Consider the following 24,333-nt stretch of genomic DNA (forward strand, 5'->3'; position numbering starts at 1 on the left):
GGTTGGGTGAAATTGCGATGAAGGAATTTTTCCCTCGAAGAGGGCTACCTAATGTCATTCAGAAGTTGGAAAATGGGGAACCTGTGACCATCGTTTATTTTGGCGGCAGTAATACACGTTCTGAAGGATACAGAGTCATGACGGCCGATTGGCTGCGAGGGCAATATCCCCATGCCGATATCCGCGCTGTGAACGCAGGCATTGATGGGACAGGATCGGACCTCGGCTGCGCTCGTTTGCAGGCCGATGTACTGCGTCATCAGCCTGATCTCGTTTTTGTTGAATTTGTTGGCAATGATGGGGGAGTCCCCGAATCCAAGGCGCGAATCGAAGGTATTGTCCGACAGATCCGCAAGCACAGCCTATTCACCGATATCCTGTTCGTATATACGATTAAGGAGCGGGATTTGAACTTATTTCAATCCGGAGAGTACCAGAAGGGTGCACTTATGCAAGAGGAAGTTGCCGACTATTACGACATTCCTTCGATTCATCTGGGCGTGGCGGTCAGTCAATTGGTTTCAGGTGGAAAGCTCATTTTCACCTCAAGTGCAGATGTATCCATTCCCGGTGCCATTATTTTTACACATGATTCGATCCATCCAACGATTCCCGAAGGACATCAGATTTACACGGAAACCATTACCCGGTCATTTGAGAAAATGAGCGAACTTCGAGATCATGTGGGAAAAGTGGAACATCATTTGCCGCAAGACACTCTGGTTCCGGCCAATCCTTGGGAGTATGCAACCATGCTGCCACTGGATCGTCTTACTCATTTTTCCGCAGGATGGTCTTACATGACTCCCGATGATTTTGCCTTAGTGCGCGAGTATGATTGGTTGTTCCCCGGTCTGTGGCGAGCAGTTGATCCCGGTGAGACGATCATAGTGGAATTTGAGGGAACCCACATCGGCTTATTTGATATCGGGGGGCCGGATTCTGGCAGATTGAAGGTGTCGGTGGATGGAGAGGAACCGATTGTTATCGATCGGTTCACACCCTATAACGATCATAATCGAAATCAATATATTTTCTTGCCAGAACTACCGAATGGGAAACATACCGTTCGCTTCGAGATCGATCAGGAGAAGACAGACAAAGCGGCCGTGTTTGAAGCAAGTGGCAATGTAAGAAGTATCGCACATGTTCAGCAGCATCCGGATTGGTATGATCAAACGGTCATTCAGCTTGGAAAGTTGTTATTAGTGCAGCCGCCATTATAATGAATTATTTCACTTGAAACACGTTAAAACCTACATTCTATCTGACTGCAATAAGCGCCCAGGTAGATGTAGGTTTTTTACTTAAAATCGTATAAGAAATTCTTAAAATGAAAGAAATTTCACGGTGTTGAGACTGCTAAGATAAAAACGACAGAGCGGGAATAGGCAGAAGGATAAGGTTAATAGCCTTTTTACAATCATTTGAGTAAAAGGCAATCTATTATTGAAAGCGTTACCATTTTTGAGGAGAGGCTGTGAATTGTATGGTCAAAAGGAAGCTGTTTTTCTTCATCGTTTTCATGTTGACGATCGTAGTTCCTTTCAGCCTGATTGGAATAAGGACCGCTTATGCGGAGACCTTACCTTATCAGACCATTATCATCGATGACGGGAGTATTAAGATCAATGATGTTCTAACACCTGATGCGGGTAACGAGAACAATGGATTTTCGGCTCCAAATTGGACCACAAGCACAGGGGTGAAGGGGTATGATCTTTCCAGCACCAAATATACGAGTACAGCAGGCAGAACGATCACATGGAATCCACGCTTGGAAGCAGGAACAGCGAAAATTTCGTTCTATAAGCTGGATTGGGCAGATAAAGCAGATAGCAATGTGAAAATTGAAATTGTTCATAATGGGACAACAGATGTAGTCTTTATGGATCTAAGACCCTCATCTGGCGCGCCGGCGGGTTGGGTTGATTTGGGAGAGTACTATTTTTCCGGGGTTGGGGAAGAATTCGTTCAATTGACCCGGTCTACCGGCACCACGAACACGATCCTTACACGAGCTGATGCGGTCAAGTTCGAAGGAAATATTGAGCAAAAAGAGCCACATAAGACGATCATCATTGATGATGGAAGCCTCACGATTGATGATGTCGTCACTGTTGATGCAGGCAATACCAATAACGGATTCTCCGCTCCGTATTGGACCACAAGCGCGGGAGTGAAGGGATACAATAATTCCAGTTCCAAATATACGGATGCTGTAGGTAGAACGATCACATGGAATCCGCGCTTGGAAGCAGGCACGGCGAGAATATCGTTCTATAAGCTGGATTGGGGGGATAAAGCAGATAGTAATGTGAAAATTGAGATTGTTCATAACGGGATTACGGATGTGAAGTTTATGGATCTTAGACCTTCGTCGGGTCCATCGGTCGGATGGGTTGATTTGGGGGAGTATGAGTTTAGTGGGGATGATACCGAATTTGTCAGGTTGACTCGAACGCAACCTACGACGGGTACCATTATTACGCGGGCTGATGCAGTCAAATTCGAAGGAAATATCCAGCAGAAAGCCCCGCCGTTGCCCCCGCTGCGGAGCCGCACTTTAGCGAATCTCAGTTACACGGAAAAAGGCAGCATCGAAAATGATAACTATAAAGCGACCTTCTATGAGGCGACATGGGATGGGGGCAAATCCATCGTTCGGGACATGTTCTATAAGAACACGGACACTGGGAATTGGACGCCAATTAATAATGAATCGGAAAGATTGGAGGAACAATGGGTTTTATTGGACGGGAATGCGGGCAGCCGAACCAATTACTACGATACGATGAATAAGCGCTGGATTACATTTGACGGGATCTCTTTTCCAGACAGCCAAACGGCGGTATTAACCGATTCCTCACACGGCAGTGATTACGATTTACAGGTGAACTGGTCCATGGCAGGAGATAAACCCGATGTTTCCTTTGCCTTCACACCTCGCCGTGACGGCAATTATGTGATTGGATATCAGTCTTTCACAACAGAGACAGTCTCGGGCATCAACGAAGTGTTAAATGGATTCCGGTCACATGCCAAAATGGTAGGTACAGTGGAATCTACAAGCTTGAGAGAGCTGAGCGCTCCGATGAGCCTGGTTGAGAAGAATGATGGTTCGGGGAATCCATTGACGTATGGGATATTTGTACCCTCGGGGGAGCTTCCGGTTGAATTTGAACCGACGGGAGGTGTGACCAAACAACGTTTGGGCATGAGCCTTGTTAACAACGAAGGCAGCGTGCAGCCCATCCTATATGCTCCTCAATTAGGGACCTATTCTCAGATGACCGCTGAAAGCACCTATCAATTTCATATGGGGTTAATCGCGCAAAAAAGTAATCTGTATGATTCCTACACGGATATTCTTCGCAATGAGTACGATTATTCGGCATATCGTAAAAATGTATCAAATAAGTCGCTTACTGACGCGATGTTTAATATGATCGATTTGCTCAAGATTGAGCCGCAAGGAGACGACTCTGTTAATTATGTCCCGTCACCCAGCGGGTGGTGGAGCCGTGCCAAGGGTTTTATTGATATTGAAAATGAGGATAGTGTTAGAACAAGTTCGAATGCGGTTCTTCTGGGGGCTTACTATTTGACCGGGGATGACCAGCTTTATGATACGAGAGCATTGCCGTCCGTTCAGTATGGCGTATCGCGAAATGGTATCGGTTGGTCGCCGACGCAGAAGAAAGTATACGGTGTACCTTCCTTATGGAAAATGGCTACCCTGCCGTTTGATGTTTCAAGCGTAGCCGCTGTCAATCAGATGATGGGCACTTCGGCAGGAATTGGGGCGCTGGCAGAGGAAGAGTACCTTATGCGTGATCCTGACCAGAAAGACCGCGGGCCTGTCATTCAGCCTCTAATGATGTATCGTATGACGGGAGAGGCACAGTACTTGCAGGCTGCGAAGGATGCAGCCGACAACTATATTACACAACATATCGATACGCCTGCATCTGTCGATGTGAGTAAAAATGAGTTCATTTATTATTATAGTAAGCTGTGGATGGAAATTTTGGAGCTGTACGAAGAAACGCAGGACCCCAAATACTTGGATGCCGCTTACAAGGAAGCTAAACGGTATGCAACCATGTTTGTTGCTCGTCCAGTTCCTGAAGGAAACGTTACGATTCCTCAACCAGAGACATATAATTACGCGGAGTCATTCCATTGGCCGGAAAGTGGTAAATTTCAATATCCTCGGCTCAAGCTTCCCGAAGATATTGCCGGAGGCGTTCAAGCCGAGCGTTGGCTTGTTTCACCAAGCGGATTGACGTTTGAAGCAGGAAGTACAACCGGCTATTATCGGATGAATGCTCAGGAAGCACCGTTCATGCTGCGATTGTCGCTCTATACAGGGGATAAACTGTTACAGGACATTGCTCATAATGCGGTTATTGGTCGGTATTCCAGTTATCCAGGTTATTATTATAAAGGATTTGCCGTTAGCCAACTTGAACCGGACTTCCCTCTGGAAGGTCCAAGTGGTGCTACATCCATCTATTATCACCATATTCCGGGGCAGCTCGGGCAAACGATGGATTATTTGATCAGCGAACAATCCTTGAAATCGAACGGAAGCATTACATTTCCTTCCGTATTTGAAACGAATTTTTTATGGTTCAAATATCACCTCTATGGGAATAAACCAGGTCAATTTTATGGCAATTCCGACGTTTGGCTATGGATGCCGAAGGAGATCATTAAGACCAATCATCCTCAATTGAACTGGATCACAGGTGAGAGTGGAGATAAATTCTACATTGGGCTAAGCAACGCATCGTCGGAAGAAATTCAGACTCCGATTGAATTGAATGAACAGATCATTGGGTTCAACCCGGCACAAGATTATACTGTAACGATCATCCGCGACAATGGTACACCTGAGCAAACCGTTATGAGTGGCGGAATCATTCAAGCCACCGTTTCAGGCAAGGGCATCACGGCTATCATTGTAGAAGGACTTGACATTAATGTACCACTCCATCAGGTCAGAACAGCTGAACAATCGGATGCAAGCTATTTCTTTGATACTCACAGTCCAATTGATGCGGTTAAAGGCATGCTGATGGTCAAGCCCGACGAAACGGTCTATGATGCATATGTTCAGGCCAAAACAACGAAACCAGCGACAATCCATTATTCGTTGGATGGTGGCGCTACTTATACGACCATCCCAGATACGATCTATCCGATGGAATGGTCGATACGGGTGAATGATTTATCCCAAACCTTCACGTACTATGTGGAATCGGAGGGGAAACAGACCCGTAAGCGCACACTCTATCTACCGGATCAGGTAACGGAAACGCCAGTCCAGCCCGATGATGGGCAGGATCATTCATCAATCATTGTGGATAATACGGAGGCGGAGACGGAAGGCGTCTGGATAAGGGATACAACGGCTAACGACTATTACTATGATAACTATGTGTATGCCAAATCTACGACTGGTACATCGACAAGCAAAATGAGATGGCGGCCTGATCTACCGGAAAGTGTCACGTACAGTGTGTATTACAAGATTCCGCAAATCACTGCAACGAGTGAAAATTGGGCAACCAATGCTTCGTTTACCGTTTATTATAGCGGAGGCTCCGAGACGGTTACTGTTGATGAGACAATGGCGAACGGTACTTGGGTGCACCTGGGGGATTATCCGTTTGCTGCAGGTGATAGCGGGTACGTGGAACTAACGAACAAGGCCAACAAATCCAGAGTCGTAGCCGATGCAATGATGTGGGTGGACCCGAACAGGATACCGCAATTGGAGTCTGCCATAGTTCAGTCTGATCGGAACGAGCTGCAGATGACTCAAACCGCACAACTAAGCGTAACCGGTTATTTGGATAACGGTTTGATCGGTGATCTGACACAGGCTGATGTTCAGTATTTCGTTGATCGTACGGATCTGGCTGAAGTGAACAGCAGTGGGTTGTTGACTCTTCTCAATCTCGATGGGGACACGGATCACATTGAGGTATGGGCCACGGTAACGATTGACGGAGTGACCTTAACCACACCGCATTTGAACATCACGATTAAGGACCTAACGATTATCGTCGACAGTACAGATACAACAGGGTTATACACAACAGAAGGGTCTTGGAGCCAAAGTAATTTAGCCGGATACAAAATTGGGGTTAAATCCCGCTACTCAACCGTTCAAGGATCATCCGCAACGTGGAAAGGCCAGTTTCCAGAAGGGAAATATACCGTTTCCATCTACAAGCTCGTCCATACAACGGGAAATGATAATAATGTCAAAGTGGAAGTGAAGCATAAGACGGGTACCGAGGTCACCTATATGGATGCAACGGCCGGCTCATCGGGTTGGGTTAATCTGGGCACGTTTGACTTCACGGGAGACGGCAGCGAGTATGTTCGTTTAACAAGGGTTACGCCTACAACGGTAGACCCGCCAACGCTTCCTGCGGATATGATCTATACAAGGGCTGACGCAGTTATGTTCGAACGGCATTCCGATGATTCGCAGTTGCTTGCAAATGAGGCGCCAGATGAACCGATACATTCTGAACAAGACCAGTGAATATGAATGAATGGAAATGAAACAACGGTAAGTGATGTTATACAAATTATTGTAAAATAACGCTAAGAGCCGAGTGGATCAATACGATCCATTTGGCTCTTTTTGTTTAGGAGCAAGAAGGTGTGGTCACAGGAAAGGAAGCCAATAGGCCACCTTCCTCGTACCCATCAAACACTTAAGTTTGCCAAATCCAACTTTTTTGGATTCTCTTAAAAGAATTGCCGCTTACAGATTATGTTTCGTAACACTCAAAACGTTTCTCTAGACCCACACAATTCAGCAATGATACCATCATAGTCGTGCTAGAAATGAAGATTGCAGGAGGATGTCATTGTGGATCAACTAAAATACGATAATCTAAAGCTGGGGGAGCGCGGAGCCATCATTAGCATTATCGCCTACATATGTTTGACCTTATTAAAACTGATCGTTGGCAATATGGCCGGATCAGAAGCGCTTAAGGCGGATGGATTAAATAATGCTACCGATATTGTGGCCTCCATAGCTGTATTGATCGGTTTGAAGCTTGCCCAACGCCCAGCCGACAAAGACCATACATATGGTCACTGGAGAGCAGAGACCGTTGCGTCACTAGTTGCTTCTTTCATTATGATGGCAGTAGGTTTACAAGTTCTGTTTGAAGCCATCAGTTCTGTGTTCCAGGGTACACATGAATCTCCGGATATCATCGCCGCGTACACAGGTATTTTCTGCGCGGTTATTATGTATCTGGTCTATCGATATAACAAGAGACTTGCTACACGTATCAAAAGTCAGGCGGTCATGGCTGCAGCGCGAGATAATATCTCCGATGCTTGGGTGAGTATCGGTGCGGTCATTGGAATCGTGGGTTCCCAGTTCGGACTTCCATGGTTGGACCCCGTAACGGCTGTTATCGTAGGTTTCCTGATCTGCAAGACCGCTTGGGACATTTTCAAAGAAGCCACACATCATCTGACCGATGGTTTTGATGTTGAACTGATTCAGGAATACAAAAAGACGATTGCCGGAATAGACGGTGTAGAGAAGGTCAAAGATGTAAGAGCACGCAATTATGGCAATAATGCTGTCGTGGATGTTGTCATCACCGTACATGCTGAGCTGGATCTTCAACAAGCACACGATATCTGTACAGACGTGGAGAACGAGTTAATGGAGGAGCATGACGTATACACCGTTCACGTTCATGTGGAACCTGATATGTTGAAAGAATGCATATAAGATTTAGATTTTAAATGAGAAATTCAGCAAAACAAAAAACCAGTGAGCTTTAATCAATCACTGGTTTTTTTGCTGATTTCAATTGTGTTTCTGGGAAGGAATCCACGCGTTTGTTTATCCCATACCTGACTATCTCGGCAGATTGTAAGTAATCAGATTGTTATATTTATCCGCATGTTTCTGTTCGTCCAGAATGATTCCCCAGACCGTGTCTTTATATATGCCATAAGGGAGACCAAACCATATTCTCCGATACTTTTCCACGGCCGCCAATTCACCTTGAAACGCCTGTTGCAGCCCGCCTAGATAAGAAGTGACCTTCTCAACCGGCTCATTACTTACGCCCGAAATCTCCTGACCTGTCAGATCCTTGTACATTTGCCGATACATTTGATTATGTCCACGTTCATCATTACGGATGCTCGTGATGATGGCAGCCTGATTGGCATCAGGTGATAACTGAATCAGTGAATCATAGAACATCTCATCGTTTCGTTCTCCCTGCACAGCGGATTTGATTAATTCAAGTGCTTCGGCTGTTGATGTTGCCCATACCGGAGTAAAAGTGTACCTGTAACCATAAGGATATGCCACATACATTACGAATCCCTCCAAGACGAATATGAGTTAACATATGCACGTATGCCCATCCGCGTTAACCCTTAGCTGTTTTGTATGTACGCGTTTAACTTTTCAGACCGGGTTTTGATCGCTGGGTAGATGTTTCAATAACACGCCGTACCCGTAAGCCAGCACAAATGGCAGGAGATAGGACAAGAAAGTCCAAAAGATGTTCCAACCGTTAAAATAGATCACATGTCCCAGCATTTTAGCAATCCATTCTATGAATGTCAGTGATAAGGAGGCCGCAAATATGGCTGCCCATGGCTTCGCCCCTTTTACTAAAATGGCATACATCATCAGGCATCCGGCAATTGGATAGATACCGAGGTCCATAGGGAGAGCGGCAAAAGACTGGTTGCGAGTGTTCGGCAGTATGTTCCAGAAATAATTAAACCCCACGTTGTTGATACAAGCAGCAATAGCCACACCCAGTGGATAATAAATAACGAGGATTTTAACGTGTCGTCGCAAAACCCACACGCCCAACAGAATGGGAAGAATCATACCCAAAAGCAAATTTCCTAACATTTATTTTTCCTCCAAAGCTAGTTACTTCAATTATGGATTTTCATGCCTTAAATCAGTCCGTCGTTTTCTTCTCCATAAGACGATCCATTTGATCTGACAGTGCATTTAATTTTTTATCATAATGCTTGTACGTATAGTATCCAATGATTGCTTTGACCGTAAAAAAGAGTATCGCGGCAATCACAATCAATATATAATTGTGGGCAATCTGCCTCAACCAGTCGTTAACCGCATTCATCGGATTTCTCTCCTTCAACACATAGATGGTTAAGTTAGAGTACCCATCTTCATGGGAAATAATGCATGACTATACGGGAGCGAGAACGAACCCAAACGGAAATAAAATCGCCATCCCCTCTATAAAATGCTCCGCGTTTTGTTCCAAACTGATTTCATGTTCATATCATTTTTCTCATATTAACGGATCATGTTGTTTTGTTTCATTTTGTAATGCATAAGGCAACATATTTAAGGACAATTGGGTGAATACTTAAAAGAGTTCCATAATTGTCTAACACGCGAAAGGATGCTTGTATTGTACGAACATGTCATTATCTTCATCCGTAGTATCTTTGCTTTTATGCTTTTATTGGGAATTGCTCGCATATTGGGAAAACAAACGTTGTCTGATATGAACTTCCATGAATTTGTCACCGCAGTCATCATGGGAGCCATAGCTGCCAATCTAGCTTTTAACGAGAAAATAGAAGTCACACATCTGATTATTTCTCTAATTGTTTTTACCGGAACCTCTTATCTGTTATCTAAATTAAATCTGAAAAGCAGAAAAATCCGTCTACTGGCAGAAGGTTCACCTACCGTATTGATTGAAGGTGGCAAAATCCTTGAAAATAATCTCGCCAAGAATAAACTGACATTGGATTCCTTAAACCAAATGCTAAGACAGAAAGACATTTTCAATATGGAGGAAGTAGAGTACGCCTTACTCGAAGTGAATGGACAAGTTTCAGTCATGAAAAAAAACAAATATAGAACGGCTACGGTTGAGGATGTTCATAGGAAGGTAGAGTCCAAACCTGAACGCATGCCTGTGGAGTTAATTATGGACGGAACGATGTTAAGCAAGAATCTAGAACTAAATGGCATATCAGATAAGCAATTAATGCAACAGCTTGAATCGAAAAGCAAGAACATAAACGATGTATTTTATGCTGTAAAAGGAAGCGACGGCAGGATCTATATCGATTATTATGAGGATCAAATCAAACATCCCATTGATGTCGAGTGACACCATCAGAAATGAAAAAATCCCTTCTCTTCAGATGAAAGAAGAGAAGGGATGATCATAAATTACCGAATTATGCTGGAATTATTGGTGCTTGCTGAGGATATCAAATATGATCTTCGCATTATCTGTGTTGTCGATCAAACCGGCGAAGCGATGACTTGCCGGGCCGTAGGCATATACAGGAACATCCTCCCCTGTGTGTCCACCTGTGGTCCAGCCCGTAAACGAACGGCTATTAATAATGGCTTCAATGGCATTATCAATCTTCGTTACATCTGCACTTTTGGCTGCTTCTTTCACCGATTCAATCTCTTCGGCCTTTAACTCGAGTTTCAGATAACTTTTCAGTGTTTCTTCAATCGAAGCACCTTTCGCAATCTGTGCTGCCATAAAGTCTGGTGTTCGCAGTGCAGCTTTGATCGGGTCTACGAAAAAGTTGTATTCTCCGTCTTTTCCAAGCGTAAGTCCGCCCGTGGAGTGATCGGCAGTAGCCACGACAAGGGTTTCACCATCTTTTTTGGCAAAATCAATAGCTGCCTGAAATGCTGCTGCGAAATCTTCCATTTCACTCATCGCGCCAACGATATCATTATCATGTCCTGCCCAGTCGATCTGGCTGCCTTCAACCATTAGGAAGAACCCTTTATCGTTCGAACTGAGGCGATCAATCGCTGTATTGGTCATCTCAGCCAATGATGGCGTTGCAGCAGTACGATCAATCATCTTGTCCAATCCTCCATCGGCAAACAGTCCAAGAACTTGTTGATTCTTATCAGCGAGGAGAGCGGAACGATCCGTCACATAGCTGAATCCGGCCTTCTGGAACTCCTTCGTCAGGTCCCGACCCTCGCGTACAAAATTGGATTTCCCTCCACCCAGAAGTACATCCACCTTATGCTTGCCATTAATCAACTCATCATAATAATCGTCCGCAATGGCATCCATATTTTTTCGACTGATATCATGGGCACCAAATGCAGCTGGTGTGGCATGAGTGATCTCCGACGTAGCCACGAGTCCGGTGGACTTACCGTTTTCTTTGGCCTGCTCAAGTACGGTTTTGACTTCCTTCTGCTCAGGGTCAACCGCAATGGCCGCATTGTATGTTTTCACGCCCGCCGACATGGCCGTTGCTGCGGAAGCAGAATCCGTCACATTTTGTTTATCATCATCCGGATAGGTCATTTGTGCCCCAACCAGATAAGGGTCAAATACGGTTTTGTCCATGCCCTTCGTTGAAGGATCATCCTTCATATAGCGGTAGGCCGAAGTATAAGAGGTCCCCATGCCATCCCCAATGAGGAAGATGATGTTCTTGATTTGTTTTTTCTCCACACTTACAGCTTGAACGGCACTTGCTTGTCCCGCAGACAAGAGAGTAGAAGCCGATACAGCCAGAGTCAGCGCTACCGCTGGTAATACTTTTTTGGATAATTTCACAATGATTCCTCCTCATCATATCTCGAAAACAAAAATGAATGCATGAATCTATATTCATTTGTTCATCATTAAAAAGGTTAGCATTCAATTGTAAATGAAAACCAAGAATTTTGTATACCTGAGGTAAAATAAACAAAATAAGGCGATGTATTGGACAATAGGTTTCCAGCGAAAGATTCACATGATCTACAACAGACGAGATTATAAAAATATACTCATTCCACTATTTTTGAAGTATGATACAACATAAGTAGAACGCTTTCATTTTTCAGTTAAAGTAAATCATTTAAACTCAATCTCATTTCAGGAGGCTTTTCCATTGACCACATCATCTTCAAATTATAATGGGTATCTATTTGTACATTTTATTGGCGAACAACCAGATGGAGAGCAGGTTTATTTCTCCTATAGCGAGGATGGTCTTCACTGGAAGGATCTTAATGGCGGATCACCTGTGCTGTTTTCTGACCTTGGAGAAAAAGGAGTACGGGACCCGTTTCTGATTCGTTCAGTCAAGGAAAATAAATTCTATCTGATTGCTACAGATCTGCGCATCGCAAGCGGCAAAGGATGGACTCATGCCGTTAATGCCGGGAGCCGGGACGTAATTATATGGGAATCCAGCAATCTCGTGAATTGGTCATCCCCCTGGAACGTTACATTAGGAGTTGAGGGGACCGGTTGTGTCTGGGCACCCGAAGCGGTGTATGATGAAACAACAGATGAGTTTCTCGTATTTTGGGCTTCTGCAACGCAAGAGCCTCAGGAGCAAGAACGAAAGCAAAAAATATACAGCGCTCGCACAAAAGACTTTCGTACGTTCTCCGCATCGGAAAAATACATTGAGCGGGATAATCATATTATTGATACAACGATTCTTCCTTCGGGTGGTTGTTACTATCGATACTCCAAGGATGAAACAACCAAAAACATACGGGTAGAAAAAGGTGACTCTCTCGACAAAGAAGCGTTTGTTCCGCTGCAAGCCCCGATTCTGGAGGCTGTGGCAGGTGTGGAGGGACCTCAGATATTTAAATTCAATGACCGGGAAGAATGGTGCCTGATTGTTGATCGATTTGCTGAAGGCAAGGGTTATCTTCCTCTGCTGACTACAGATCTGGGAAGCGGAGAATTCCGAATCGTTCCTGATGATGATTTTGATATGGGAACGAACCAAAAGCGTCATGGAAGTGTCCTGCCCATCACAACTGAGGAGTGCAGCCGACTTCTCGCGGCTTACGGGGATGGTCATCAGGTGCTTCCTGGACAATATGCCGATCCAGATGTCGCCAAGTTTGAGGATCGTTACTATATGTATCCAACAACAGATGGCTTCGAGGGGTGGTCGGGAACACAGTTCAAGGTGTTTTCTTCTTCAGACCTGAAGCATTGGCAAGACGAAGGTGTGATCCTTGATCTGGGGACAGAGGATGTCACCTGGGCAACCGGTAATGCCTGGGCACCAGCCATTGCCACCCGCAACGGAAAGTTCTATTTCTATTTCTGTGGCAAAATGCTGAATGGAGAGAGTGCCATCGGCGTTGCTGTAGCGGATACACCGATTGGGCCATTCCTGGCCGAGCCGCAGCCTTTGATCACAATGCAGCAGTTAAGACGTCTGAGTATCACCATGGGGCAAGCTATCGACCCTTCTATCTATACTGAAACGGATGGAAAATCGTATTTGCTATTCGGGAATGGACATGCTGCCATTGTGGAGCTTGGTGACGACATGACAAGTGTCTTAGAGGACACCATGAGCAATCTCTCAGGGCTCCATGATTTTCGTGAGGCGGTAACGGTGTTGAAGCGGGGCGGACTATACCACTTTACGTGGTCCTGTGATGATACGGGCAGTGAGAACTATCATGTGAATTACGGTACGTCAGAGCAATTATACGGTCCGATCACCTATCAATACCCGATTCTGAGCAAAAATGTGGAGAAAGGCATGCTGGGCACAGGTCATCATTGTATATTTAATGAGCCCGAAACTGATCAGTACCGGATAGCCTATCACCGTTTTGTCACGCCACTCTCCAGATTTTCCTCTGGAAAGGGTTATCATCGTGAAATATGTATTGATCTGCTTCTTTTCGGCAAGGACGGATTGATTCAGCCTGTTATACTCTAACATAAGACATTCATTTGAATCGTTATTTCATAATTGATCCAATATAAACGCCTGTCAAAAACTCGCTTTTAGCAGTGTTGACAGGCGTTTTTGACAATCATATCAATAAATCATATTTTGGAGGACATATACAGGAGTTGACAGAGCTCGAACTGAGTTACGCGCCTTATTTTTCATGTCAAAGATCCCATGAATATGTTGACTTCAAATTTTTAATATTATAATATAAGCATGCACTTATGTTTAACGGAAGGAGGAAGTGACATGGATTCCATTCAAAATGCAGCAGAAAAGATTAAATTGTTGGGCGATAAAACACGTCTTACGATCCTTACACTCCTCAAAGAACGTGAATGGTGTGTGTGTGAATTTGTAGAGATTTTAGACATGTCACAACCTGGAATTAGTCAGCATTTACGCAAGCTGAAGGATCAAGGCTTGGTTAAGGAGAATAAGCGTGGCCAGTGGGTATACTACTCTTTAAATGTAGAGAATACACCTTATATTAAATCTGTCTTGGAACTGATGCCGGACACGGCAACGATTCTTAAGTCTTTGAATAAAGAGAACTTTACATCCGGATGTAATTAATTTTTAATCAATATATAAGTATATTGTTATATACAAATATAAATCAGATGGCGGAACTGAAAGGAGGGAAATATATTGTTTTCTACGCTGCTAGCGTGCATGATCTTTTTAATTACGCTAATCCTTGTCATCTGGCAGCCTAAGAACCTGTCCATTGGTTGGTCTGCTTGCGGCGGAGCAATTCTTGCTTTACTTGTGGGTGTGGTCGATCTTCATGACGTCTGGGATGTAACGCAAATCGTTTGGAATGCTACGCTTGCATTTGTCGCAATCATTCTGATTTCGTTAATTCTGGATCGTATCGGCTTTTTTGAATGGGCTGCCTTACATATGGCCAAAGCCGCTCATGGCAATGGTGTACGAATGTTTATTTACGTCTCCATCCTGGGAGCAGTGGTTTCTGCTTTCTTTGCCAATGATGGAGGTGCACTGATACTGACACCAATTGTTCTAGCCATGGTACGTGCACTGAATTTTGATGAAAAGAGAGTATTTCCATTTATTATCGCCAGCGGATTTATTGCGGATACGACTTCCTTGCCGCTGGTTGTGAGTAACCTGGTTAACATTGTGTCTGCCGATTTCTTTGGTATTACGTTTATGGAGTACGCAGGAAGAATGTTTGTTCCGAATCTGTTCTCACTGGTGGCGAGTATTAGTGTACTGTATCTCTTTTTCCGCAAGAGTATTCCCAAACGATTTGATGCGAGTGAATTAAAACCTCCGGTAACTGCCATTAAGGATATGAAGATGTTTCGGTTGTCATGGGTGGTATTAGCGGTTCTTCTCATTGGATACTTTACCAGTGAATTTCTCGGAATCCCCGTATCCTTTGTGGCAGGTATTGTCGCGATATTCTTCCTGATCATGGCTTCCCGGAGTTCTGCTGTACCGACTGCATCGGTTGTCAAAGAAGCACCTTGGGCCATCGTATTTTTCTCCATCGGCATGTATGTCGTGATTTATGGTCTACGTAATGTAGGCTTGACCGATCTGTTGGCCGTAGTCATTCAGGCTGTAGCAGATCAAGGATTGTTTGCTGCAACAATGGGTATGGGCTTTATCGCGGCAATCATTTCATCCCTGATGAACAATATGCCTACCGTGTTGATTGATGCACTTGCCATCGATGCAACGACAGCAACAGGGACTGTTCGAGAGGCGCTTATCTATGCCAATATTATTGGCTCGGACTTAGGTCCCAAGATTACCCCGATTGGTTCACTCGCGACCCTGCTCTGGCTTCATGTACTTAGCACCAAAGGTGTCAAAATATCATGGGGCACTTATTTCAAGACAGGTATCATAATCACCATTCCGACTCTGCTTATTACCCTAGTGGGTCTGTATCTGTGGTTAATCATTTTATAACTTTAAATAACAAGGAGAGATAAACATGAGTAAAAAAACACTGTACTTCCTATGCACCGGTAATTCCTGCCGGAGTCAAATGGCCGAAGGCTGGGCCAAGAAATATCTGAGTGAAGACTGGGACATCTATAGCGCAGGAATAGAGGCCCACGGTCTGAATCCAAAAGCAGTTAAAGCCATGAACGAGGTTGATCTGGATATTTCGACTCAAACCTCGGACATCATTGATTCAGAATTGTTGAACAACGCTGATTTCGTAGTCACATTGTGTGGGGATGCCGCAGATAAATGTCCAATGACGCCTCCACATGTGAAGCGGGAACACTGGGGATTTGATGATCCTGCCAAAGCGCAAGGTACAGATGAAGAGAAATGGGCCGTATTCCAAAGGGTCCGTGACCAGATCGGGGAACGTATTAAAGCATTTGCCGAAACCGGAAAATAATACAACCCTGCCTGAGCAGGATAATTGAATGAATACCGAGAGAATGCCACGATAAGTGGCATTTTTTTGTTCAAAAAAAATGAACGTTTCATTCAGAAACGGTTCTTTGACTTCCCCATAAGCCCAACATAGAGTGAAGACAAGGATGATGGTTGATTTAGTTGATTTAACTATAAAAATGAGAAGCATATTCCCCTTGACTTTCCCCTGCACGGGAAACTATATACTCGCATTATATTAATAGATTGGAGATGATATGTTGTTCAAGATCAGTGCATTTTCCAGGCTAAGTAGGGTTTCGTTAAAAACACTGCGTTATTATGACCAGATTGGCATACTTAAACCGAGAAAGGTAGATCACGACACGGGTTACCGTTACTATTCCGCAGATCAGCTTCTGGAGCTCAACCGAATCCTCATTTATAAAGAATTGGGGTTTACGTTGCCACAAATCACACAATTGCTACAGGAACATATTACATTGGAGAATATTCAAGGCATGTTTCAACTGAAAAAAAGCGAAATTCAGCAGATTATCGATACAGAACAAGCTAAACTAGTCCGAATTGAGGAACGCTTGCAGCTTATGGAGGAAGAGGGGCACGTCGAAACTGGGCAAGAAATCCGAATCAAAGAGGAAAGTGCTCGGCAGTTTCTTTTTCAGACTGGGTACGGGGGGGATGAGGATATTCCGAGTTTATTTCGTCATTTTGATCAGTCATTAACCAAAGAAATACGTCAAATGATCCAGGGGCCACAGGTTGTTTTGTGGAGAGAAATCCCCGGACAAGAGGAAAAGTTCGAATTGGAAATAGGTTATTTCTTAACTTGTGAGCTGCAATTACCTCCATATCCATTTCAACTCCGGACTCTTCCTGCAGAGCCCATGATGGCCACCATAGCTTATCGTTCCAATGCCACCTTTGCCTGCAAAGCCTGTGTTCATTTAGCTACATGGATTGAGAAAAATAACTATCAGATCAAGGAAAACGAAGCGGGTAGGGAACTATATTTACCCTTATCTCAAGAACAAGATGCACAATTCATAGAAATACAGATCCCAATACTAAATAGATAACTGAAGAAGACGGAGTGGAGTAAAGTGAAAAATAAATGGATCATATATATCTTGGCGTTAACTGTTTTTCTGATCGGAACGCTTGAGTACATCATTACAGGAGTCATTGAAATGATCGCCTCAGACTTGAGCGTGTCTACTTCCCAAGTGGGGTTACTGGTGACTGTATTCGCTCTGTCAGCCGCCATTATTGCCCCGATTCTCATTGCAATTACAATAAATATGGATCGCAAGAAGTTACTGTTGTCCACCCTCAGTGTGTTTATTGCCAGTAACGGGCTCATGCTTTTTAACCTTTCTTACGAAACTTTACTATGGGTACGAATAGTTCAAGGGGCTAGCGGAGGCATGGTTACTGTAGTAGCGATGGCCGTATCTACACGAATGGTTGAAAAAGAAAAGCGGGGCAATGCCATCGGCATCATTTTGATGGGGCTAAGCAGTTCGTTAGTGCTCGGTGTCCCAGTGGGTACATTTTTTAGTGAAAGGTTTGGATGGAGAGTTCTATTTGTATTGATTGGATTGTTAAGTGTTCTTCCATTACTTATTATCAACAAAAAGGTTCCGGTAATCAAAGAGGAAGAAAAGATCACCCTCAGAATGCAGCTCTCCATTTTAAAAAATCCACTCATTCTGACGGCCTTGCTTATTACGTTATTGTATATCGGCGGCTATTCAACACTGTTCACGTATATCACGCCGTTCTTGCAAGCTACATCCACACTTACCATGACCGAGATCAGCGGTGTTCTGTTTCTCGCGGGAATTTGCAGCTTTGTCGGATCAAAAGTGGGCGGACAATTGGCAGATGCAAAGGGATCAAAGTTTACAATTGGTCTAGGCCTTCTGTTACAAGGCGTAACTCTTCTTTTGTTTGCTCTAGCTGGAGTTAATCTTGTGATGTTAATCTTGGTTTTAATGATTTTTATGTTAGCCACGTGGAGCATATCTCCGGCCCAGCAACTATATCTGGTTACACTGGCACCTCGTAATCCTGATATTGCCCTTAGCGTCAATACGTCGTTTATCCAATTTGGTTTTGCACTGGGATCTGGATTAGGCGGGATTGTGATCAGTCGTACATCAGTCCTGTACTTAAATTGGTTGGGTTTTGGAGCTGTAGGCATTGCTTTACTTCTTGTCATATTACTATTTAAGAACTTGAGAAGCAGGACGGAAACAACAGATCCAGTGTAATTTCAGGATGGTAATTGTTGCTTCTAAAGTACTTGGCTTTATTGAGATGCAATCATCGATTATATCTAAAATTAAAAAGATCTCTTCAGCATTCACTGCATAAGAGATCTTTTAGGTGTATGACAAAGTTATAATGAGAATCATAGTACATCATCATGGCCGAATAGAGCATGAGTTTATTAGCCAATTGCTGCTGTTTGTTCATCAATATCAAATTAAATGAGAGCGGAGATTATTATGCGAGAATATATCATCGGAATTGACTTGGGTGGAACCAAAATTAAGTCCTCCATTTTCACCCTGGAGTTTCAAAAAATTCACGAAAGAAGCGACCCTACAGAGGCGGTAAAAGGACCGCTCCATGTATTAAACCGAATTGTACACATTATCCAAGAAATGCTGTCTTCTGAGGGGATTGAGCCAGCTTCTATTCTGTGCATGGGTATGGGCATTCCTGGATTATTAGATCCGGAGCAGGGACTATCCATATTTTCACCTAATTTTCCAGACTGGGAAAACATTCATGTCGTGAACTATATGAAAAAACATTTTGAATTTCCTGTTTACATCGACAATGATGTTCGGGTAAATCTGTATGGTGAATGGCAGTTTGGCGCAGGCACAGACTATAAAAACCTGATATTGATAACGTTAGGCACAGGTCTGGGATCTGGTATCGTCAATGACGGAAAGGTTATTTACGGTACTACATCGAGTGCGGGTGAAATAGGTCATATGAATATGTACCGGGAGGGTCGGCCTTGTCGTTGTGGAAGTTCGGGCTGTCTGGGGAGATACGTGTCTGCGGTAGGAATCGTCAAAACGCTCACAGACAAGCTTGAGGAAGGCCGATCAAGTATGATTCTGGAATGGGTAGGAGAGGATTGGACGACAATGACTGCACATATGATCTCGGAAGCATATGATCTTGGCGATTCACTTGCAATTGAAGTTATGCATGAGACAGGTAAGATTCTCGGATTTGGTCTATCCAATGTAATCAATCTGTTCAATCCTGAAATGATTATTATTGGCGGAGGAATGTCGGCAGCCGGTGATCGATTGCTAAATACAGTGCGCAACACTGTTGAGAAACATGCGCTAAAGCTTTCATCCCATGCATGTAAAATAGTGCAAGCGAAATTAGGCGGGCAAGCAGGGATGATTGGTGCGGCTGCATATGCCAAAAACAAGATGTCATTATAAAGTATCACAATATGATAATAGATCAATTATGCTTGAGAATATGTCATTGCATTATACAGGCTAAAACCTTAACTTAAAATGACAGCAGAGAACGCTAACAAACTCGTTGACGTATACCTTTTGGATGGCTAAAAAGTTAAGTGTAACTGCCCATTGGACAGAGCGAGAGAGTGAGATTTATCTCTCATTCTGTTATGTCAGCCGAGTTCTTTATGTCGTTTATGAATCGCTTGGGTGATACACCCGTCATTTGTTTGAATTGCCTGCAAAAATGCTCGACATTACGATACCCGCACCTGTCGGCGATCTCTGCAACCGTATATTGATGATGTCTGAGGTACTCTTTAGCTAACCGAATTCGGCTATGAATTACATCCTCCATACACGACACCCCAAAGGAGTTCTTATATACAAGCTGTAAGTATCCCGGACTAATATTCATGGTTTTGGCCATGGCAGCAACTGTCCATGGGTGACTCGGATTATTGTGAATCTCTGTTCGAAGCTTCATCAGAGGATAATGCTGCGGGCCAATACTCTCTTGAACGCAAGACTCCAACAGCTTGTTGAACAGCGTTCGTAGTAAATAATCTATCGTTGATTCTCGGTTGTTTTTCTGGAAAGAATGCTCAGCAACAAGTAATTGAAACAGCTTGTGACAAAATTCAGGATCATCTAATGGAAATGGTTCGCCCTTCGGTAGGGAAGTTTCGGTTACATACATCTCATCACTTTCGAAACGAATCCAATCATTCACATATTGCTCCGTACAAGAGCGATAATATATTTTCTGATGAGGTGGATAGAGAACGGCACAATGAGGTGGATAATCTATCAATTTCCCGCCCACCCAGAACTGTGCAGGAGTCTGCGTAACAACTAACAGCCAGCAATCATGTCCTTCTGGAATATCAAACACAAACGGATGGTTATGGGCAGCATCATATTCGACGTAAAAAATCGTATTCATTGTTCTTCACCTTTACCATGCAGGTTATGGAATAAATAGAGACACTTATGGAACATTGTAGTTGTTCTCTATTATACGAAAGTAATCGTAAGTGTAATAGATGGTCTATCAATTTATATAAGGAGAGTGCATTGAATGAATAAACAAGGTTTGAATCCATACCTTCCATCCTGGGAATATGTCCCCGACGGCGAGCCTTATGTATTCAATGAACGAGTGTATGTGTATGGTTCACATGACCGTTTTAACGGACATGCCTTCTGTCTGAACGATTATGTATGCTGGTCTGCACCCGTGAATGACCTTGGGGATTGGCGAAATGAAGGGGTAATCTACCAAAAAACTGATGACCCCCTTAATCCAAATGGTCATATGTGCCTGTATGCGCCAGATGTTACGCGGGGTCCCGATGGACGGTATTATCTGTATTATGTGTTAGACAAGGTACCCGTTGTTTCGGTGGCTGTATGTGATACACCTGCTGGCAAATATGAATTCTATGGGTATGTACAATATGCTGACGGCACTCGTCTCGGCGAAAGAGATGGGGATGAGCCGCAGTTCGATCCCGGCGTGATGACTGAAGGACCGCATACCTATCTGTATACCGGTTTTTGTGCACCTGGAGACCCATCAAGACATGGCGCGATGGCCACGATGTTAGGTTCAGATATGCTGACGATTTTGGAAGAACCCGTATTCGTAGCACCGAGCGAACCTTACAGTAAGGGCAGCGGTTATGAGGGCCATGAATTTTTTGAAGCACCTTCCATACGCAAGAGAGGGGATACCTACTACCTGGTATATTCCTCTATCGTTATGCATGAATTATGTTATGCCACCAGTCTGTTTCCAAATAGAGGATTTACATATCAGGGCGTCATCGTAAGCAACTGTGATCTCCATATCGACTCCTACAAACCTGCTGACAAACCCATGAATTATGGAGGCAATAACCATGGCAGCATTGTAGAGATCAACGGAGACTGGTATGTTTTCTATCACCGTCATACCAATGGTGACGCATTCAACCGCCAGGGCTGTATTGAGAAGATATCATTTGAAGAGGACGGCAGCATTCCTCAGGTGGAAATGACCTCCTGCGGCTCAAACGGTAGACCGTTGGAGGGAAGAGGCGAGTACCCTGCGTATCTTGCATGCAATCTTTTTACCCGAGAGGATCAAAGGTATACTGGGGGTTTCGGGGCAGGAGCCTGGCTGGACAGCCGATTTCCGAAGATCACCCAGGATGGAAGAGATGGTGATGAAGAGATCGGTTATATTGCCAATATGGTTGAATCTGCAACGGCAGGGTTTAAGTATTTTGATTGCAAAGGGATTCGCCAGGTCTCAATCAAGGTGCGTGGATATTGTAACGGGGTATTCGAGGTCAAAACAGCATGGGACGGTCCTGCACTGGGTACAATACCGGTACATTTCACTAATCATTGGAAACCCTATACAGCCGAGATTAATATTCCGGATGGTATACAGGCGTTGTATTTTACATATCGGGGTTCGGGAAGTGCGAGCCTCGCTGCATTTATTTTAGCGTAAAAGTTACAACAGAACATCGAATACCTGAGAAAGATAGAGCAGCTTCTGGACATCCAGCAGCTGCTTTTTGTATTGGTTAGCTTCATGCGGCTCAGAGATTGCTGCATCTCAGGCATCTGAATGTGTGGCTTCACCATTCTGCTGCGAATGACTGCGAAATTCACTTGGCGCGGTGCCTGTCCACCGCTTGAACTGGCGGCTGAAATGCGCATTGGTCTTATACCCCAGCATCATCGCAATATGGTCTATGTTCAGGTCCGTTTGTTTTAACAAGCGCTGCGCTTCGTTCAGAAGGGTTTCCGATAGAAACTTACGCGGAGCGATGCCGTATACCTGCCGAAAAATACGATTAACCTGTGACGGGCTAATGCTCAGCGACTTGGCAATATCTTGAATCCAGGTTCGCTCGCTCTCCTGAATTTCCCCATGAAGATGGATATATCTCACCGAATCCTCAATGTGCTCAGCAATCTGATGGGCAATGGTTTCTTTTCTCGACAACGTAACGGATGCTTGCTGAGATAATTGTCCGACCAGGGAACCGAGCAGTTCGAACACAGCGGCATGTACCTTCATCTGTTTGGAAGAGGATAGCGAACTCGACAAATGCTCTGTGGCCAGATTATACAAGGTAGACAGGGAAGAGGACAGCCCCAGAGCCAAATTCGAATTTGCCGGATAATAGATGTCTTTGCAACGGTTGAGTTCTCTGCAAAAGGACGTATCCTGTACACTGAAATGCACGGAAAAGTATGTGAACCCCTCCGGTCCGGCACCCGTACAGGAATGGGTCATACCAGGGCGAATGAACAGAAGATCGCCTACAGTCTGACTGTATAACTGTCCGTTAACAACCATATTCATCTGGCCGTCCATCATCCAGTGCACTTCATACATTGAATGCTCATGAGATGGATACGTCCAGGTTGAATCCACTTTTCTTGCATGTAGCCCCAATAATTGAAAAGACATGCGAACATCAGGCAAACGACCCAAATACACGGCTTCCGAAAGCTTGGCCACAGCACCCCAACCTCCTTATCCTTCTATACTCAAAATCTTATCATTTCGTTGATATCCACTGAACTGAGAATACACACAGGGACGAGAGATGAGTACATCATCCTTGGTTCATCTAATCTAGATTTATCTTAACAGAAAAAAAATGCGTGAAAAGGGTAATTCGTTGGAGTGATTAGAACATCGTCACGAAACCTGGCTGGTGCTAAGGTAATATTATCAACCCAATAGGGAGAATGGGGGCAAGCTTGAATGCGAATTATTCGATTTCTGGACGGGCAACAAAAGTGGCTGGCAGCCGTTACGGATGATGAAAAAGCCTATCGTTTGCCGCAAGCCGATTTTATGACTTTGATCCATCAAGCAAAAGAACAAGGGATATCACCTGTTCAACTTGTTGAAAGCGCTTTTAAACCATTAAACAAGCTGACGGATGATTGGACTACCTTACACCTGATCACACCAGTGGATGCCCCGGAAGTATGGGCGGCAGGTGTTACGTATCAACGAAGCAGGGAAGCGAGAAATTATGAAGCGACGGATGGAAAAATGGATGCAACGACCTTTTACGATAAGGTATACGATGCGGAAAGACCCGAAATCTTCTTTAAATCCACGGCAGCACGAACGGTAGGTCCGAATGATGCCGTCACGCTCCGAAGCGACTCCACGTGGCAGATCCCGGAGCCTGAGCTTGGATTGGTGCTTGCGGGTGACGGAAGTATTGTAGGATACATTGCCGGTAATGACATGAGCTGCCGTGATATTGAAGGGGAGAATCCGCTGTATCTGCCACAAGCCAAAATGTGGCGCAACTCCTGCTCCATCGGTCCGGCTATCCGATTGGCAGAAACGGTGCAGAATCCCTACGCATTCAGCATTGTCTGCGAAATTTATCGCGCAGGTGAACTGGTTGTTAAGAGCGAGGCAAACACAAGTGAATTAAACCGTAAGCTGGATGAATTGGTCTCTTTTTTAGCAAGGGACAATGATTTGTTTGACGGTACGGTTCTTTTGACAGGTACAAGTATCGTTCCCCCTAATGAATTTACACTTGAACCCGGAGACCGGATTGAAATATCCATTAGTGATATCGGGACACTCGTGAATTCTGTTATTTCAAACTAATCTATAAGG

General features: G+C 44.3%; 19 protein-coding genes. 13 read left to right on the forward strand and 6 right to left on the reverse strand.

The genetic code is table 11. From position 1 onward, the window contains the following. Positions 1 to 17 precede the first annotated feature (17 nt). The 3 genes from NLBNIHML_RS02390 (at position 18) to NLBNIHML_RS02400 (ending at position 7,786) form a co-directional block, all read left to right on the forward strand. Positions 18 to 1,226, forward strand: a complete 1,209-nt coding sequence (locus NLBNIHML_RS02390) for an SGNH/GDSL hydrolase family protein (protein ID WP_494353681.1) — start codon at positions 18 to 20, stop codon at positions 1,224 to 1,226. A gap of 263 nt (positions 1,227 to 1,489) precedes the next feature. After that, positions 1,490 to 6,565, forward strand: a complete 5,076-nt coding sequence (locus tag NLBNIHML_RS02395) for a golvesin C-terminal-like domain-containing protein (RefSeq protein WP_494353682.1) — start codon at positions 1,490 to 1,492, stop codon at positions 6,563 to 6,565. Positions 6,566 to 6,898: 333 nt separating this feature from the next. After that, positions 6,899 to 7,786 carry a cation diffusion facilitator family transporter gene (locus tag NLBNIHML_RS02400; protein ID WP_342569908.1) on the forward strand — a complete coding sequence of 296 codons (888 nt, stop codon included), beginning with the start codon at positions 6,899 to 6,901 and terminating at the stop codon, positions 7,784 to 7,786. 129 nt (positions 7,787 to 7,915) lie between these two features. Here the strand turns inward: NLBNIHML_RS02400 and NLBNIHML_RS02405 are convergent, their stop codons facing one another. The 3 genes from NLBNIHML_RS02405 to NLBNIHML_RS02415 all read right to left on the reverse strand — a co-directional run bounded on the left by NLBNIHML_RS02405 (position 7,916) and on the right by NLBNIHML_RS02415 (position 9,176). Further along, positions 7,916 to 8,386, reverse strand: a complete 471-nt coding sequence (locus NLBNIHML_RS02405) for a ferritin family protein (RefSeq protein WP_342569909.1) — start codon at positions 8,384 to 8,386, stop codon at positions 7,916 to 7,918. 93 nt (positions 8,387 to 8,479) lie between these two features. Then, positions 8,480 to 8,938, reverse strand: a complete 459-nt coding sequence (locus NLBNIHML_RS02410) for a hypothetical protein (RefSeq protein ID WP_339255265.1) — start codon at positions 8,936 to 8,938, stop codon at positions 8,480 to 8,482. Positions 8,939 to 8,990: 52 nt separating this feature from the next. Further along, positions 8,991 to 9,176, reverse strand: a complete 186-nt coding sequence (locus NLBNIHML_RS02415; protein WP_124114832.1) for a hypothetical protein — start codon at positions 9,174 to 9,176, stop codon at positions 8,991 to 8,993. 288 nt (positions 9,177 to 9,464) lie between these two features. On the opposite strand from NLBNIHML_RS02415, the gene NLBNIHML_RS02420 reads away from it, so the two are divergent. Continuing rightward, a complete protein-coding gene (locus NLBNIHML_RS02420; protein WP_339243087.1) occupies positions 9,465 to 10,187 on the forward strand; it encodes a DUF421 domain-containing protein in 723 nt (240 codons plus the stop codon). 81 nt (positions 10,188 to 10,268) lie between these two features. On the opposite strand, the gene NLBNIHML_RS02425 is transcribed toward NLBNIHML_RS02420, so the two are convergent. Beyond that, the gene (locus NLBNIHML_RS02425) at positions 10,269 to 11,561 is read right to left on the reverse strand and encodes an alkaline phosphatase (protein WP_494354659.1); all 1,293 of its coding nucleotides are present in this window, start codon (positions 11,559 to 11,561) and stop codon (positions 10,269 to 10,271) included. A 385-nt stretch (positions 11,562 to 11,946) separates the two neighbouring features. Between NLBNIHML_RS02425 and NLBNIHML_RS02430 the strand changes: the two genes are divergently transcribed. The 7 genes from NLBNIHML_RS02430 (at position 11,947) to NLBNIHML_RS02460 (ending at position 19,649) form a co-directional block, all read left to right on the forward strand. Next, positions 11,947 to 13,761 (forward strand): glycoside hydrolase family 43 protein, encoded by a 1,815-nt coding sequence (locus tag NLBNIHML_RS02430; RefSeq protein ID WP_494353683.1) that lies wholly within the window; start codon positions 11,947 to 11,949, stop codon positions 13,759 to 13,761. Between the two features lie 264 nt (positions 13,762 to 14,025). Further along, complete coding sequence (locus NLBNIHML_RS02435; RefSeq protein ID WP_339255268.1) at positions 14,026 to 14,352, forward strand: ArsR/SmtB family transcription factor; 327 nt, start codon at positions 14,026 to 14,028, stop codon at positions 14,350 to 14,352. Positions 14,353 to 14,451: 99 nt separating this feature from the next. After that, the gene (locus NLBNIHML_RS02440) at positions 14,452 to 15,723 is read left to right on the forward strand and encodes an arsenic transporter (RefSeq protein WP_494354660.1); all 1,272 of its coding nucleotides are present in this window, start codon (positions 14,452 to 14,454) and stop codon (positions 15,721 to 15,723) included. A 25-nt stretch (positions 15,724 to 15,748) separates the two neighbouring features. After that, complete coding sequence (gene arsC, locus NLBNIHML_RS02445) at positions 15,749 to 16,168, forward strand: arsenate reductase (thioredoxin) (protein ID WP_339233575.1); 420 nt, start codon at positions 15,749 to 15,751, stop codon at positions 16,166 to 16,168. Between the two features lie 259 nt (positions 16,169 to 16,427). Further along, positions 16,428 to 17,246 (forward strand): MerR family transcriptional regulator, encoded by an 819-nt coding sequence (locus tag NLBNIHML_RS02450; protein ID WP_339233577.1) that lies wholly within the window; start codon positions 16,428 to 16,430, stop codon positions 17,244 to 17,246. A gap of 24 nt (positions 17,247 to 17,270) precedes the next feature. Next, a complete protein-coding gene (locus NLBNIHML_RS02455; protein WP_339233579.1) occupies positions 17,271 to 18,443 on the forward strand; it encodes an MFS transporter in 1,173 nt (390 codons plus the stop codon). Positions 18,444 to 18,680: 237 nt separating this feature from the next. Then, the gene (locus tag NLBNIHML_RS02460) at positions 18,681 to 19,649 is read left to right on the forward strand and encodes an ROK family protein (protein ID WP_494353684.1); all 969 of its coding nucleotides are present in this window, start codon (positions 18,681 to 18,683) and stop codon (positions 19,647 to 19,649) included. A gap of 184 nt (positions 19,650 to 19,833) precedes the next feature. Here the strand turns inward: NLBNIHML_RS02460 and NLBNIHML_RS02465 are convergent, their stop codons facing one another. Continuing rightward, positions 19,834 to 20,619: an AraC family transcriptional regulator gene (locus NLBNIHML_RS02465; RefSeq protein ID WP_339233583.1), complete on the reverse strand. Its 786-nt coding sequence runs from the start codon at positions 20,617 to 20,619 to the stop codon at positions 19,834 to 19,836. Positions 20,620 to 20,754: 135 nt separating this feature from the next. Here NLBNIHML_RS02465 and NLBNIHML_RS02470 point away from each other — a divergent pair, with 135 nt between their 5' ends. Beyond that, positions 20,755 to 22,176: a family 43 glycosylhydrolase gene (locus NLBNIHML_RS02470; RefSeq protein WP_494353685.1), complete on the forward strand. Its 1,422-nt coding sequence runs from the start codon at positions 20,755 to 20,757 to the stop codon at positions 22,174 to 22,176. 108 nt (positions 22,177 to 22,284) lie between these two features. Here NLBNIHML_RS02470 and NLBNIHML_RS02475 read toward each other — a convergent pair whose 3' ends face one another. Further along, positions 22,285 to 23,199, reverse strand: coding sequence for an AraC family transcriptional regulator (locus NLBNIHML_RS02475; RefSeq protein WP_494353686.1), 915 nt, complete (start codon positions 23,197 to 23,199; stop codon positions 22,285 to 22,287). A 249-nt stretch (positions 23,200 to 23,448) separates the two neighbouring features. On the opposite strand from NLBNIHML_RS02475, the gene NLBNIHML_RS02480 reads away from it, so the two are divergent. Further along, complete coding sequence (locus NLBNIHML_RS02480; protein WP_253436096.1) at positions 23,449 to 24,324, forward strand: fumarylacetoacetate hydrolase family protein; 876 nt, start codon at positions 23,449 to 23,451, stop codon at positions 24,322 to 24,324. Positions 24,325 to 24,333: the final 9 nt, after the last annotated feature.

The organism is Paenibacillus sp. JNU01 (assembly GCF_059130585.1).